Here is a 12,762-nt window from a genome sequence, read left to right as displayed (position 1 = left end):
TTAAATCTAGTGAAGCTACATCCCGCTAAAACAAGCCAGAATCAGAAATTCAATAGGGCTTGTTGGAGTGATGATTTCAGGGAAGAGATTATTTTTGGCGCTGGTCAAAAAGTGTAATCAGCCCCTGGTTGTGGGTGGTGTTGATTCTCATTTTTGGGGGGTCCTTATTACCTGATTTAGATCACCCTAGCTCAACAATAGGGAAGCGATTTCTCTTTATTTCGCTTCCACTTGCCGGATTGTTCGGACACAGACAGATAACGCACTCGGTATGGCCATTTGTATTAACAGCTTGGGCATTAAGCTATGATACGTGGGCCACGCCATTGGCTATGGCCTTTGGCATTGGGTATTTTTCGCATTTACTGGCAGATTTTATATCCGATAGCGGTATACCGCTATTCTGGCCACATCAGGGTCGGTTTGGCATAAAGCTTTGTACATCAGGTGGGTTGTTGGAACCCATAATCGCATTGGGCCTGCTATGGCTGGCCATAATATTCTAGGAATTCACATGAACAGTAAACAAGATGATTTTTTGGCAGAGGTACTACTCGCTAAAAAGGTTAACTCTGAAATACCTGAAATTATATCGGCTGAAGTATTTGAAAAAATAACAACTCAAGAGCTAATTAATATCATTAATGAGTTTAGTTTTTCAAATGCCAAGCAATCACTATCACCAGATGACGCTATGTTTAGTATCGAGATTGATGTTGGTAGAGTGTTGTTTTTTAGTAACAACACCTGGTCTGCAAAAAGTGCGGAAGATTTTTTCTGCGTCATGGCAACATTGCCGATTGGGTTTGATTTAGATTTTATCTCAAAGTTTAACCAAAACACAAAAATTGGTCGCCTTTATACAATTGACTCAAGCTCACAAACCTCAGTGTATCGGGTCGATATTCATATGAGTGGTGGAGTTACAAAAAGACACATCTACTACATGATTAATACATTCATTCAGTGCTACAAACATATATTTTCCGGGCTTATCTCAAACGAGGGAGTGTATGAACACTAAATTGATCAAATCATCGATAGTGATAGCTGGAATTATCCTCATAGGGTTAGCTGCCAGCTACTTCATGAAAGCAGCTGAAGGCCATAAGGCTGAATTAAGGCTGAAAGCTACTGGTGAATGGGTTGCTGCAGAAGGTTTTTGCAATGACAAGATGAAAGGAATAGAAGGTATCGATATAACAGATCAATACCTACTTAAGAACGGTAAGCGGTCTGAGGTAACTCAAATTGAAATTGTGGCCCAAGAAGTTAAATTAGAGCTTTGTAACCAAGGGCAGATTGAATATGAGTTTGAATTTACACTATTACCTGCAAACGAATCGTTTCTTCATGGTTCATTAGGTTCGTTCGAAGTCATTAAGTCAGTAAACGACTCAATCGTATATTTTAAAATGAACCAAGACTTTAAAAAACAGTACGAAAACTTTAAAGAAAAGGGTGCCGAGTAGGGTGGTTGCCGGTTTAAAGTCCAGTGAGAAAATGTTTCTATCAACCGCAGATAGGGAACGCAAAAATGGAAATAGTATTAGACACAGACATCCAAAACACAGAAAAAGAATGCTCTACGCATAATGTGTTGTGCACATTGCCTGTATATCGAGGCCAACGCTATACACGACTTAGGGCCAGAGAATTAAAATCAATAAGATCTCATTCAAAAGCTACACGCATTCAAAAGAATTTAGCTGCAGCAGAGCTGGCTCGCAGAAATTATATCGATAGTGAAGTATTAGGGGTGACATTTGATATTACGCTTCACGCGATCGATAGACTTAGTACGCTTTACATGCATAAATTTATAAATGAATTTGATGGAGAGCATGGTATTAGCAGTTGGTGTAATCAGTTGGTTAAAGAAGCTTTAATAGCTAATCCTGATGCAATACATCTGAATGAATGTGTTATTAATCACAATGGAATATCGTTTACATTTCGTTCAAATGACTATGTGAAAAATTCCTTAGTGCTGATCACGATAAGTTAAAACGAAGTCACCACAAATAGACGTCGAATGGGTAAGAGTTGATTAGCACAATGAATCCGTTTGCATGGGAATTAAGCATGTGAAGCGTTACATATTTGGGGTTGGAATTTATTTTTAGAAGAGGAATGCTTGAGTATGGCAAAATTCTTAAACACTAGCGCGACCAATTATTATTTGGAAGAATTAATTAAAAATGCATCCGACAGACTCATTTTAATCAGTCCCTATTTAAAGTTAAATGATCGTATTAAAGAGCTACTAGAAGATAAGAACAGATTAAAAATTGATGTGAGGATTGTGTATGGTAAAAGTGAGCTGCAACCGAGTGAAATAAGTTGGTTAAATGAGCTTTCTTTTGTTCGAACAAGTTTTTGCAAGAACCTTCACGCTAAGTGTTATTTAAACGAAAATTCTTGCATTATTACTAGCTTGAACCTTTATGAGTTTAGTCAGGTCAATAACAATGAAATGGGTATTCACATTTCTAGAATAGATGACTGTGATATGTACCGAGACACATTTGAAGAAGCCCAGCGGATAATCAGAATTAGTGATGAAGTAAGAGTGACATTAGAAAAAATAATCATACCTAATTCCAAAAAAGAAACTCAAGAGTTAACCGGGAAACAAGAAAAGGTGACTTCATCTAAGCTGGCTAAGACGCTCAAATTAAGCACTTCAGAGCTTCTTGATAAACTTATAAAGATTGGGTATGTAGCCGAAGTGGACCAAAAGCAAGTGCTGACGCAGAAGGGTGTTGAAATGGGTGGGGAGGCCAAAACAGGCCGGTTTGGAGATTACTTTATTTGGCCTGAAGATATAATTATATAAAGCTGCTATGAGAGTGATAGTAAAAAAAATGAAATGGAGCTTGGCTTATAAGTGGCGACTCGAACGGTTAAGAGTTGAAAAGCGAATGTGGGATGAAGGTTCTGCTGCATCACGCTAGGCACTTACTGCCTCTACATATTTATAAAAACCGACATTATGTCGGTTTTTTGTTTTTTAATTAGCTTTATTCTATGGTTTTTCACTATCGCGTTAATGTGCGTTTATATAATAGTTTGATAATTCTTAATAATGTTTGATCATTTATATAATAGTTTGATATTTTTTGGCTCTTTTGGTGAATGTGCGGATTAAGAGTTAGCACATTTTTGCCCCTTTATCATCTAGAGTAAAGATTCTAACCCACTTTAGTCTGCAATATTTTTCGGCCCCCTAACTGCATAGCCATTCAATTTCCTCATCTAAACTTATTAAGGCCACTTCTAAAGTTAGACTGGAGGTCAATTATGTGGACGAAGAAAGGTCACTTAACTGGGCAGAAAAAGCCCTTCAAGCTCGAAGACATCTGGCGAATTCGCACTAGACTCGAAATCGAAGGAAACATCATGGAGCTAGCGTTGCTGAATCTCGCCATCGACTGCAAGTTACGCTCATGCGATTTACTTAGGATGAAAGTTAGAGATATATCTTCTGGCGGTGTCATTCAAGATCGTGTTCTTTACAGCCAAAGCAAAACTGGTCGAGAGGTACAGTTTGAGATCACTTCCCGCACAGCACAATCCTTGACTCAATGGCTAATACTCAGCCAATTATCTGCACCAGATTATCTTTTCCCAAGCCCTCGCAAACAAGGTAAGCCAATGAGTTATAGCTGCTATGCCACCATTATTCGCCGCTGGGCAACTGAACTTGGCTACGATCCTTATCTTTATGGTACGCACTCAATGCGCCGTACCAAGGCGACGTTAATCTATGCTCGCACCAAAAACATTCGGGCTGTTCAGCTGTTACTTGGTCACGTGAAGCTAGATAATACAATTCGATATTTGGGGGTCGAGATAGAGGATGCGCTGAACATCTCTGAAGGGATAGACTCATAACAAGGTTAGACACTAAATTCAAATTATGTCGATCTTGAGTTGAATCAATATTGTATCTTTATTTCAATGCTTTATGCTAACTATCAACTGATCAAGTGTCGCATTTACTCATATGCATGTGCCGTATTTATTCCTATGGCAACAGGGTTGAGTTATAATCTGAACACTTAGGAAATTAGGAGGTTCAAATGACAGCCGTTGACCGTATTTATCAAAAGATAAAGCGTTCAAGACGCTATGTGTTTGAGCGCAAAGACTTTGATGGCTTTGCTAGCTACGATCAAATTGGTCGTGCGCTAAAACAACTAGTCAAAAAAGGTGAGTTAATCAAGCTTGGCTATGGCTTGTATACCAAGGCAAGGATTAACAGCTTAACAGGCAGACCCATGCCTACTAACCCAGGGGGATGCGATGCCCTGATGCGTGAGATATTAAAGATGAAAGGGGTCGATTTTGAGATGGACAACCTATCTCTGCAAAGCCTCTCAGGTGAAAGCACTCAAATACCATCATCCGTTCATTATTCATGGAATCCTAAGCAGTTTAATCGCAAGCTGGTAGTCGGCAATCGAGTACTGGGGACGTCTCAGAAAACGGAAAATAAAGCACGTTAAGCCCATTGCAGACTCTAGATATTGACGAGTACGTCGGGTTTTCTCTTGTTTGAGTTGCCTCTTGTGGTAAGATAGTAATCAATTACTATCTTACAAGGAGTGCTCGTGGACCCCCATCCAAAGCATCTGCCGGCCGATGAACGTCGTGCCGTAACTGTCGAGTCCGTCGTGGCGCTTGCCGGTTCACAAAACCCAAGCGAGATAACCACTGCGGCTATCGCTAAACACATGAACTTGACCCAGGGTGCGCTGTTTCGGCACTTCCCGAACAAGGAAGCCATTTGGCAGGCGGTCATGGAGTGGGTAGCAGAGCGCCTATTAGCCAGAATCGATCGATCCGCACAAGGAATCGAGTCGCCCTTGGCAGCCATGGAGGCGATGTTCATGAGTCACATCGAATTCGTAGCTGAGCACCCAGGCGTGCCAAGAATGATGTTTGGTGAGCTTCAGCGTGCCGAATCGACACCGGCCAAGCGCATGGTGCAAACCTTGATTCAGCGCTACGGCGAACGTTTGCATCGTCTCATCGAGAAAGGCAAGGCCAGCGGCGAGTTGTCTCCCTCGCTTGACAACGAGGCGGCGGCAACGCTGTTCATTGGCACGATCCAGGGCTTGGTCATGCAATCGCTGTTGGCGGGTGATGTGGGACGTATGCACCGCGATGCGCCGCGCGTCTTTGCAATTTATCGGCGTGGCATAAGGAGTGCGCAATGAAAAAGTTACCCTTGCAAGGCCGCACCCTGGCACTGCTTGCCGTCATCATTCCTTTGCTGGTGCTTTTTATTTATGTCGGTCTGCGATCAGGGCCGCTCGCCCCGGTCGCTGTGACGGTGGCAAGCGTGGAATCACGGGCTATCACACCGGCGCTGTTCGGCATCGGCACGGTGGAGGCGCGCTACACCTACAAGATCGGGCCGACGTTTGCCGGGCGCGTCAAACGCCTGGAGGTGCATGTAGGCGACCAGGTCAAGGCCGGACAGGTGCTCGGCGAGATGGAGCCGGTCGACCTTGATGCTCGGGTGCGCTCACAGGAGTCTGTATTCAAGCGGGCGGAAGCGGCTTTGCGCGAGGCAGAAGCCCGGCAAGCCTACGCGCAAACCCAGGCGCGCCGCTATGAGCAATTGTTTGCGGTGCGCTCGACCAGCGAGGAAATCGTCACCACCAAGCGGCAGGAACTGCAGATCGCCGATGCCGCCCTATCCGCCGCTCGGGAAGATATTGCCCGGGCACGCTCCGACCGCGAAGCACTCGTCGCGCAGCGGAGCAATCTGCGCCTGATCGCGCCGGTCGATGGTGTAGTCACCGTGCGCGATGCCGATCCCGGCACGACCATCGTCGCGGGCCAGGCCGTGGTGGAAGTGATCGACCCCAAGAGTTTGTGGATCAATGTGCGCTTCGACCAGATCAGCGCATCGGGGCTGGCTGGGGGGCTGCCGGCTCATATCGTCCTGCGTTCGCGTGGTGGCCAGACCTTGAAAGGTCGCGTGCTGCGGGTGGAACCCAAGGCCGACGCGGTAACCGAGGAAACGCTTGCCAAGGTGACATTCGATAACAAACCAGAACCTTTGCCACCAGTGGGTGAACTGGCCGAAGTCACGGTTGACTTGCCGGCGCTCCCGGCCGCTCCACTGATCCCCAACGCTGCCGTCCAGCGTGAAGGCGATAAAGTTGGTGTCTGGCAAATCGTGGATGGTGATCTGCATTTCTCCCCGGTCAAGCTCGGCACTTCCGACCTCAATGGTTACGTGCAGGTGCGCGAAGGGCTCAAGAATGGGGACCAGGTTGTGACCTATAGCGAAAAGGCACTGACGGCGCGCAGCCGCATCCATGTGGTCGAGCATATCCCGGGAGTTTCACGATGATCAGCCTGGCCGGCCGCGACATTCTCCATGCCTGGGGGAAATTCGTCTTCACCGGCATCGGTCTGGGTCTGCTGATCGGCGTCACCCTAGTCATGGCTGGGGTGTACCGAGGCATGGTGGACGACGGCAAGGCGTTGCTCGACAACAGTGGCGCTGACCTTTGGGTGGTGCAAAAGGATACTCTGGGTCCTTATGCGGAGTCGTCCAGCCTCAACGATGACGTGTATCGCGCCATTCTCGCCATGCCGGGAGTCTCACAGGCAGCGAACGCGACCTACCTGACCATGCAGGTACGCAAGGGCGAGAGTGATGTACGCACCATGGTGGTCGGCATCGCGCCCGGTGCGTTGGGGGCTACACCCGGATGGCCTCCTTATCTCGTCGCTGGACGCCAGATCACGCGCGGTCACTACGAGGCTGTGGCCGACATCGCCACCGGCTTCAAACTGGGAGATCGTCTTGCCATTCGCCGCAATCATTACACCGTCGTGGGGCTGACACGGCGCATGGTGTCGTCCAGCGGCGACCCGATGGTATTCATTCCGCTCAAAGATGCCCAGGAGGCCCAGTTCCTCAAGGACAACGATGCCATCTGGCAAAGCCGGCGTCGCACCGAAGCCAACCCGGTCTTCAATCGACCCGGTGATCCAGGTTTGCTGGATGCCGTGATTGCTTCACAGAGCAGCAACGCGTTCGTCAATGCCGTGCTGGTCACTCTGAAACCTGGTCATGCGCCGGACGAGGTTGCCGAATCCATCCAGCGCTGGAAGCGTTTCACGGTCTACACCCGGGCACAGATGGAAGACATCCTCGTCGGCAAGCTGATCGCCACCTCAGCCAAGCAGATCGGCATGTTCCTTGTGATTCTGGCCATCGTTAGCGCGGCCATCGTTGCCTTCATCATCTATTCGCTGACGATGGACAAAATCCGTGAGATCGCGGTGTTGAAGCTCATCGGCACACGCAACCGAACCATCGCCGCGATGATCATGCAGCAGGCGCTCGCCCTGGGCGTGATTGGCTTCGTGGTCGGCAAGATCACAGCCACCTTTTCAGCACCGGCTTTTCCAAAATATGTCCTGCTCACGCCAATGGATTCTGTCGCCGGTTTTTTTGCCGTGCTCGTGATCTGCGTTCTAGCTAGCCTCGTCGCCATTCGCATGGCACTCAAGGTCGACCCGGCCGAAGCCATTGGAGGTTGAGATGAGTGGCAAAGGGATACACATCGAAAGTTTAAGCAAGCGGTATGGCGATGGTGACACCGCTGTCTTTGCCTTGAGAGACGTGAATATGCATGTTGCGCCTGGTGAAGTGGTGGGACTGATCGGCCCTTCCGGGTCCGGCAAGAGCACGCTGCTCAAGTGTCTGGGTGCGGTGATCGAACCGACCGCCGGTCGCATGACGCTGGGCGATGAAGTGATCTACGCCGATGGCTGGAAAGTCCGCGACCTGCGCGCCTTACGGCGTGACAAGATCGGTTTCGTTTTCCAGGCGCCGTACCTGATTCCGTTTCTCGATGTCACCGACAACGTGGCGCTGCTGCCGATGCTTGCAGGCGTCGCGAATGGAGAGTCGCGCGCGAAGGCACTGGAATTGCTCACAGCGCTTGATGTGCAACACCGAGCTCGCGCAATGCCCTCGCAACTCTCCGGTGGCGAGCAGCAACGGGTCGCCATCGCGCGCGGACTGGTCAATCGTCCGCCGGTGATCCTGGCCGATGAACCCACTGCGCCGCTGGATTCCGAGCGCGCCATGGCTGTAATCCGCATCCTCAACGACATGGCCCGGAAGTTCGAGACCGCCATCATCGTCGTCACCCATGACGAAAAGATCATCCCCACATTCAAGCGCATCTACCACATCCGCGACGGCGTGACCCATGAGGAAGCTGGCGAAGGGCGGGAGTTCGAATGAGAGAACGATTGAATTACAGGAGAATTTCATGACCCACCGCAAACACAGCCACGAATTTGGAACTATCACCCTGACCGTTACGGCCTGCCTGCTTTATGGGGTTTTCAGTTGCCAGCTTGGGCTGGTGACGCTACCCAGGTTGAGCTACTGGCGCTACGCAAGATCATGCAGGAACTCGGGCGCAACATGCAGGCTATTACCAGCAGTGGCATAAGCATGTTGATCAAGGCAAAGTGACCAACGTAATTAATGCCAAACTGAGTTTCGAACCCATCATCAGTTTTGCCAAAAGGTGTCGCCATCACTCCTGCATTTGCAATGATCCCGTCGAAATGCTCGCCTTGTTCAAGCAAATAATTGGCGCATGCCCTGACGCTGGCTAACGAGCCAAGATCAAGTTCCACTAACTCAAATTTCCCACCACCGTTCAGAGCAGATGTTTTTATCCCACCTGATGCCAATTCTGCTTTTGCAATATCGCGGACTGCTCCAATAACTGTTGCACCATGGGCAACCAAAGAACGAGCTGTTTCTAAACCGATACCAGAAGAAACACCTGTTACCAAATATCGCTTGTTTATCAGCTTAGTGCCTGCAAGCACCTCGTCCGCTGTAGATTTAGCACCAAATAAAGTTGTCATAATTTCGCTCCGAAAAGTTTGATCAATAAAGTTTTCTTTGAATCACTTTTAAAAGTGGATGTTCTAAAACTAAATACCTAAACCACCTGCCACATTGATGGTTTCACCTGTGATATAGCCCGCATGCGGACCGGCAATAAAACAGACGGTTTCAGACACCTCTTCCAGAGTTGCGATACGGCGAATAGGATGAAGATCAAGCAGCGCATCCGGGGCACCATTCTCACCCAGAACCGCCGCAGCCATGTCGGTTGGCATAACACCAGGTTGAATAACGTTGACGGTAATATTTCGACCACCAAGATCACGAGCAACACCCCGTGCATAACCAACAAGTGCAGTTTTGCTACCGGCGTAGTCAGCAGCACCTGCAAAGGGCACATAGCTGCCTAACAGTGATCCAATAAAAATAATTCGACCGCCGTCTGTTAGTTTGGCGGCTGCGGCACGTGTAACAGCAATAGAACCCAACACATTGACATGCCACTGAGAGTTGAATTTCTCTGCATCCAGAGTGGGGTCATCGGTCAGTTGACCTTGGATAGCAATGCCTGCGTTGTTAATCAAAATGTCCAGTTTGCCGAACTCTGAGATTACGGTATCAATTAACGGTTGAGCTGATGCCAAGTCGCCTTGATCACTCTTTATCGCAATGGCTTTTACGCCGAACTCTTTAAGCTCATTTACAACCGCAGCGGCTTTCGCCTCTGATGCTACGTACGTAATAGCAACGTTTGCACCTTGCTTTGCCAATTGTTTTGCTACAACAGCGCCAAGTCCACGTGAACCACCAGTTACTAGTGCGGTTTTGCCTTGAAATGTCTTGCTCATTTGATTTACCTCTACAGTTCAAATTAAATAACGATCGTTATCATAACGGCCATTATAGTTAGGGGCCCGGTAATGTCCAGAATTATTTAACGACCGTTACTGTAATGGCCGTTAAATAAATTTGCATGGAGGTCTTAACGTTTTTACAATGGTCATTAATGAATTAAGGAGAGTGTTATGGGTCGTCACCGGGAATTTGATGTACAAGAGGTTTTGGATGCCGCGCTGGATGTGTTTTGGCAGAAAGGGTACGAGGGAGCATCATATGCTGATTTAACCAGTGCTACAGGTGTGGAAAGGCCTGGACTGTATTCGGCATTTGGAAATAAGGAGTCGCTTTTTAAACAAGCACTTGAGCGCTACTATGATCACTATTTGGCGTTCTTCCCTGCGGCATTAGAATTGCCTACCTCTAAAGAAGTAGTTAAGGACATTCTGTTTAAATCTATAGAGGTAAATACACGTAATCCTGATCGCAGAGGCTGCCTGGGAATTCAAGGCGCATTAGCTGTTTCTGACAGTTCTGAGCCAGTTCGACTTGCTGTTGTGGAAGCCAGAGCAAAGGGTGAGAGCATTCTTAGGGAGCGCTTAGAACGAGCTAGAGACGATGGGGATTTACCTGCATCAGCAGATTGTTCTGCTTTGGCTTCTTATGTGTGTGCAGTTTTGCACGGAATGGCCGTACAAGCGAAAGCAGGCTTTAGCAAGGAAAAACTCGAAGCAGTAGCGACGCAGGCTATAGATTCTTGGCCTTCAAACTAATACCAATGCTACGATTAGACCTGCTGCTAAAAGTGTATGTTGATCTAAATAAATCATGCCTATCAATCAAATAGTCATTATCAGCTTTAAATATGTGCTAGAGCGTGTTGATCTTTGAACATATTTTGCTCAGAAATGCATCGGCAGCCACATAATCACAAATGCCAACGCTACATTGCTGGCGTAGTTTCTGGCCAGTTTGTCGTACCGTGTAGCGATACCTCTGTATCTCTTTATCCTTAAAAAAGCGTTCTCAACTAAGTGCCGATACTTATAAAGGCACCAATCCATGTGACCATTCCCTGTTTTACTGTTCTCTTTTCTTGGAATATTGGCAATGCTGCCATTTGCCTTAATAAATGCTCTGAAGTTATCACTGTCATAGCCCTTATCGGCCGTAACACTACATGACTTTGGGGCCGCGGATACTAAGCTCTGAGCATGGACAATGTCATTTATCTGACCACCCGATATTTCAAAATAAACGGGAAGCCCACCGCTATCTACAGCGAGATGAATTTTTGTAGAACTCCCACCCCGACTTTTTCCTATCGCTTCATCTGAACTGCTTGCGGCTCCGCTACTGTCTTGATGCGCTTTGACAATACTTCCATCAATAAACAACCATTCTGGATCATTATCGGACGATATGCTTTGAAACCATTTTTGTAACACACCTTTCTTTGACCAAAGGTTAAAGCGCTTAAATACAGAGTTCCAACGACCGAATCTTTCAGGCAAATCTCGCCACTGAATGCCTGTGCGCATACGATAAAGTATGCCTTCCAGTGTATTTCGGTGTTCATATTTATTGTAAACACGCCCTGTCTCTTTAAGTATTTGCTTTAGGGCTTCCTAGGCGTTATCTGTTAGCATTGTCCTTGGCATAGCAACGTCCGTTCTCGGTGGTATTTTTGATTTTTGGCGAAACCATTATACCTTGTTGCTATGCCGTTCATTTTTCACTCAAAGATCAACAGCCTCTAGTAAGGCACGTACTTGAAGCACTTAAAAGATAAAAATAAAGGCTCTCTAATGTGTTTAGGAGCCATCTAACTTATAGTTGTTTCGGGTGAGGCTTATTTGTTTTTGTGCTCCAGTGCTGTAAGTGATGTACCTACGATAAATATAGACACGACAAACAAGCCTAAATCTTTTAGCAAAAACTGGCCAGGAACCACAGAGATCGCAGGAAACCCAAGAGATGCCTCAAAAACACCGGGTGTAGTCAGCATGAACGACAATGTCGTAAAAAAGAGTCCGGTTGAAAGTACACCGCCCAAGATTGCGAGCTTAGGGGAGAAAACTCGTGCAGCGATTAACAGGCCAACTGAAATTTCAAGCACACCCAGAAAATTTGAGAATCCTTGAATGCTGAGGAAGCTATACATCCACGAAAGCAGAGGGCTATTACTAACAAAACCATGTATACCGTTTGCTTCGTAGCTAGTGAATTTCATGCCACCAAACCACAAATATATTATCGTCATGGCAACGTAGATGCCACCTATACCAAACTTAGTGATTTTTGCACCGAGATTATTACTAAGGGTATTGGTAGTCTGGACACCATTTTCAATTTCGGGAATAGTCATCTTATATCTCCAATTATTTTTAGCCATGTGGACTCACTCTATGTAGCCCACTAAAATGATATGACTCTTGAGAAAAACTATATGTTTACTCGGGTCGAACCTAACTTAGGTAATTGCTGTAGTTGAGCACCAATGGATTAGACATCAATGCCTAGTGGTTGAACGGCGGGGAAGTCGACCTCGGTCTGTGTCACTTCGTTAACGTAGTTAGTGAAAGTGTTCAGGGCAACAGCCAACAGAATATCCACTACATGTGCATCACTGTAGCCAGCGTTCAGCACCGCTTGGACCTGGTCATTGCTGACTTGCCCGCGCTGGCGGACTACGGCGGCAGCAAAACGCACGGCTGCGTCGGCCTTAGGGTCATTTGATGCACCGCTGCGGTTGGCAGTGAGTTCAGCATCATCAAGCTTGGCCACCTTACGGCCTAGGAAGGAATGGGCAGCAAGGCAATAATCGCAGCCGTTGATCTCAGCGACGGCTAGGGCAATACGCTCAAGAGTCGCTGTACCCAAGCCGCCCTGTGCTGATGCTGCGCTCAATTGCAGGTAGCCAGTCAGCGCAGCAGGGCTGTTGGCAACGACGCGGAACATGTTAGGAACGCGGCCCAGTTGTTTTTCCACAGCCTTGAGTGAGGTATGGGTAG

At 47.3% G+C, this 12,762-nt stretch carries 17 protein-coding genes and 1 pseudogene; 13 read left to right on the top strand and 5 right to left on the bottom strand.

The features are described from left to right. From AC19MV_RS22475 to AC19MV_RS22420, 12 genes and pseudogenes are all read left to right on the top strand, one after another. Positions 1–117: pseudogene (locus AC19MV_RS22475) on the top strand (ISAs1-like element ISSpu13 family transposase); the annotation flags it as partial. 17 nt (positions 118–134) lie between these two features. After that, positions 135–506 carry a metal-dependent hydrolase gene (locus AC19MV_RS22470; protein WP_498309989.1) on the top strand — a complete coding sequence of 124 codons (372 nt, stop codon included), beginning with the start codon at positions 135–137 and terminating at the stop codon, positions 504–506. A gap of 8 nt (positions 507–514) precedes the next feature. Then, positions 515–1,024: a hypothetical protein gene (locus tag AC19MV_RS22465; RefSeq protein ID WP_188924290.1), complete on the top strand. Its 510-nt coding sequence runs from the start codon at positions 515–517 to the stop codon at positions 1,022–1,024. Then, on the top strand, positions 1,014–1,472 hold the full coding sequence (locus tag AC19MV_RS22460) for a hypothetical protein (RefSeq protein ID WP_188924289.1): 459 nt from the start codon (positions 1,014–1,016) through the stop codon (positions 1,470–1,472). Before AC19MV_RS22465 ends, AC19MV_RS22460 begins: the two co-directional genes overlap by 11 nt. Positions 1,473–1,537: 65 nt before the next feature. Beyond that, complete coding sequence (locus AC19MV_RS22455) at positions 1,538–2,008, top strand: hypothetical protein (RefSeq protein ID WP_182771278.1); 471 nt, start codon at positions 1,538–1,540, stop codon at positions 2,006–2,008. A 135-nt stretch (positions 2,009–2,143) separates the two neighbouring features. Further along, complete coding sequence (locus AC19MV_RS22450) at positions 2,144–2,839, top strand: phospholipase D family protein (RefSeq protein WP_188924288.1); 696 nt, start codon at positions 2,144–2,146, stop codon at positions 2,837–2,839. Between the two features lie 464 nt (positions 2,840–3,303). Next, positions 3,304–3,897 carry a tyrosine-type recombinase/integrase gene (locus AC19MV_RS22445; RefSeq protein WP_064663439.1) on the top strand — a complete coding sequence of 198 codons (594 nt, stop codon included), beginning with the start codon at positions 3,304–3,306 and terminating at the stop codon, positions 3,895–3,897. A gap of 188 nt (positions 3,898–4,085) precedes the next feature. Continuing rightward, positions 4,086–4,511 (top strand): DUF6088 family protein, encoded by a 426-nt coding sequence (locus AC19MV_RS22440; RefSeq protein ID WP_118119243.1) that lies wholly within the window; start codon positions 4,086–4,088, stop codon positions 4,509–4,511. 105 nt (positions 4,512–4,616) lie between these two features. Next, positions 4,617–5,225, top strand: coding sequence for a TetR/AcrR family transcriptional regulator (locus AC19MV_RS22435; RefSeq protein WP_118119241.1), 609 nt, complete (start codon positions 4,617–4,619; stop codon positions 5,223–5,225). Continuing rightward, the gene (locus AC19MV_RS22430; RefSeq protein ID WP_004393991.1) at positions 5,222–6,373 is read left to right on the top strand and encodes an efflux RND transporter periplasmic adaptor subunit; all 1,152 of its coding nucleotides are present in this window, start codon (positions 5,222–5,224) and stop codon (positions 6,371–6,373) included. The genes AC19MV_RS22435 and AC19MV_RS22430 overlap by 4 nt, the downstream gene beginning before the upstream one ends. Beyond that, the gene (locus AC19MV_RS22425) at positions 6,370–7,575 is read left to right on the top strand and encodes an ABC transporter permease (RefSeq protein WP_167680145.1); all 1,206 of its coding nucleotides are present in this window, start codon (positions 6,370–6,372) and stop codon (positions 7,573–7,575) included. The genes AC19MV_RS22430 and AC19MV_RS22425 overlap by 4 nt, the downstream gene beginning before the upstream one ends. Position 7,576: 1 nt before the next feature. After that, a complete protein-coding gene (locus AC19MV_RS22420) occupies positions 7,577–8,287 on the top strand; it encodes an ABC transporter ATP-binding protein (RefSeq protein WP_004393997.1) in 711 nt (236 codons plus the stop codon). A 104-nt stretch (positions 8,288–8,391) separates the two neighbouring features. On the opposite strand, the gene AC19MV_RS22415 is transcribed toward AC19MV_RS22420, so the two are convergent. Together AC19MV_RS22415 and AC19MV_RS22410 are read right to left on the bottom strand one after the other, a co-directional pair. Then, positions 8,392–8,928 (bottom strand): SDR family NAD(P)-dependent oxidoreductase, encoded by a 537-nt coding sequence (locus AC19MV_RS22415; protein ID WP_498299534.1) that lies wholly within the window; start codon positions 8,926–8,928, stop codon positions 8,392–8,394. Between the two features lie 69 nt (positions 8,929–8,997). Then, the gene (locus tag AC19MV_RS22410; RefSeq protein ID WP_210763754.1) at positions 8,998–9,759 is read right to left on the bottom strand and encodes an SDR family NAD(P)-dependent oxidoreductase; all 762 of its coding nucleotides are present in this window, start codon (positions 9,757–9,759) and stop codon (positions 8,998–9,000) included. 177 nt (positions 9,760–9,936) lie between these two features. Here AC19MV_RS22410 and AC19MV_RS22405 point away from each other — a divergent pair, with 177 nt between their 5' ends. Further along, on the top strand, positions 9,937–10,521 hold the full coding sequence (locus tag AC19MV_RS22405) for a TetR/AcrR family transcriptional regulator (protein ID WP_117096826.1): 585 nt from the start codon (positions 9,937–9,939) through the stop codon (positions 10,519–10,521). Between the two features lie 129 nt (positions 10,522–10,650). Here the strand turns inward: AC19MV_RS22405 and AC19MV_RS22400 are convergent, their stop codons facing one another. The 3 genes from AC19MV_RS22400 to AC19MV_RS22390 form a co-directional block, all read right to left on the bottom strand. Beyond that, on the bottom strand, positions 10,651–11,361 hold the full coding sequence (locus AC19MV_RS22400) for an IS5 family transposase (protein WP_228288498.1): 711 nt from the start codon (positions 11,359–11,361) through the stop codon (positions 10,651–10,653). A 239-nt stretch (positions 11,362–11,600) separates the two neighbouring features. Further along, positions 11,601–12,143 (bottom strand): YkgB family protein, encoded by a 543-nt coding sequence (locus AC19MV_RS22395; protein ID WP_001107536.1) that lies wholly within the window; start codon positions 12,141–12,143, stop codon positions 11,601–11,603. Positions 12,144–12,253: 110 nt separating this feature from the next. Continuing rightward, positions 12,254–12,762 (bottom strand): carboxymuconolactone decarboxylase family protein (locus AC19MV_RS22390; RefSeq protein ID WP_285932653.1); only part of this gene is annotated, 509 nt, incomplete at its 5' end.

This window comes from Shewanella sp. MF05913 (assembly GCF_059758095.1).
This window is presented reverse-complemented; position numbering and strand designations above follow the sequence as displayed.

Coding starts and splice junctions, on each gene's coding strand:
- AC19MV_RS22415 (WP_498299534.1), bottom strand. CDS start 8,928: ATGACAACTTTATTTGGTGCTAAATCTACAGCGGACGAGGTGCTTGCA.
- AC19MV_RS22465 (WP_188924290.1), top strand. CDS start 515: ATGAACAGTAAACAAGATGATTTTTTGGCAGAGGTACTACTCGCTAAA.
- AC19MV_RS22410 (WP_210763754.1), bottom strand. CDS start 9,759: ATGAGCAAGACATTTCAAGGCAAAACCGCACTAGTAACTGGTGGTTCA.
- AC19MV_RS22420 (WP_004393997.1), top strand. CDS start 7,577: ATGAGTGGCAAAGGGATACACATCGAAAGTTTAAGCAAGCGGTATGGC.
- AC19MV_RS22460 (WP_188924289.1), top strand. CDS start 1,014: ATGAACACTAAATTGATCAAATCATCGATAGTGATAGCTGGAATTATC.
- AC19MV_RS22425 (WP_167680145.1), top strand. CDS start 6,370: ATGATCAGCCTGGCCGGCCGCGACATTCTCCATGCCTGGGGGAAATTC.
- AC19MV_RS22450 (WP_188924288.1), top strand. CDS start 2,144: ATGGCAAAATTCTTAAACACTAGCGCGACCAATTATTATTTGGAAGAA.
- AC19MV_RS22440 (WP_118119243.1), top strand. CDS start 4,086: ATGACAGCCGTTGACCGTATTTATCAAAAGATAAAGCGTTCAAGACGC.
- AC19MV_RS22430 (WP_004393991.1), top strand. CDS start 5,222: ATGAAAAAGTTACCCTTGCAAGGCCGCACCCTGGCACTGCTTGCCGTC.
- AC19MV_RS22455 (WP_182771278.1), top strand. CDS start 1,538: ATGGAAATAGTATTAGACACAGACATCCAAAACACAGAAAAAGAATGC.
- AC19MV_RS22395 (WP_001107536.1), bottom strand. CDS start 12,143: ATGGCTAAAAATAATTGGAGATATAAGATGACTATTCCCGAAATTGAA.
- AC19MV_RS22405 (WP_117096826.1), top strand. CDS start 9,937: ATGGGTCGTCACCGGGAATTTGATGTACAAGAGGTTTTGGATGCCGCG.
- AC19MV_RS22445 (WP_064663439.1), top strand. CDS start 3,304: ATGTGGACGAAGAAAGGTCACTTAACTGGGCAGAAAAAGCCCTTCAAG.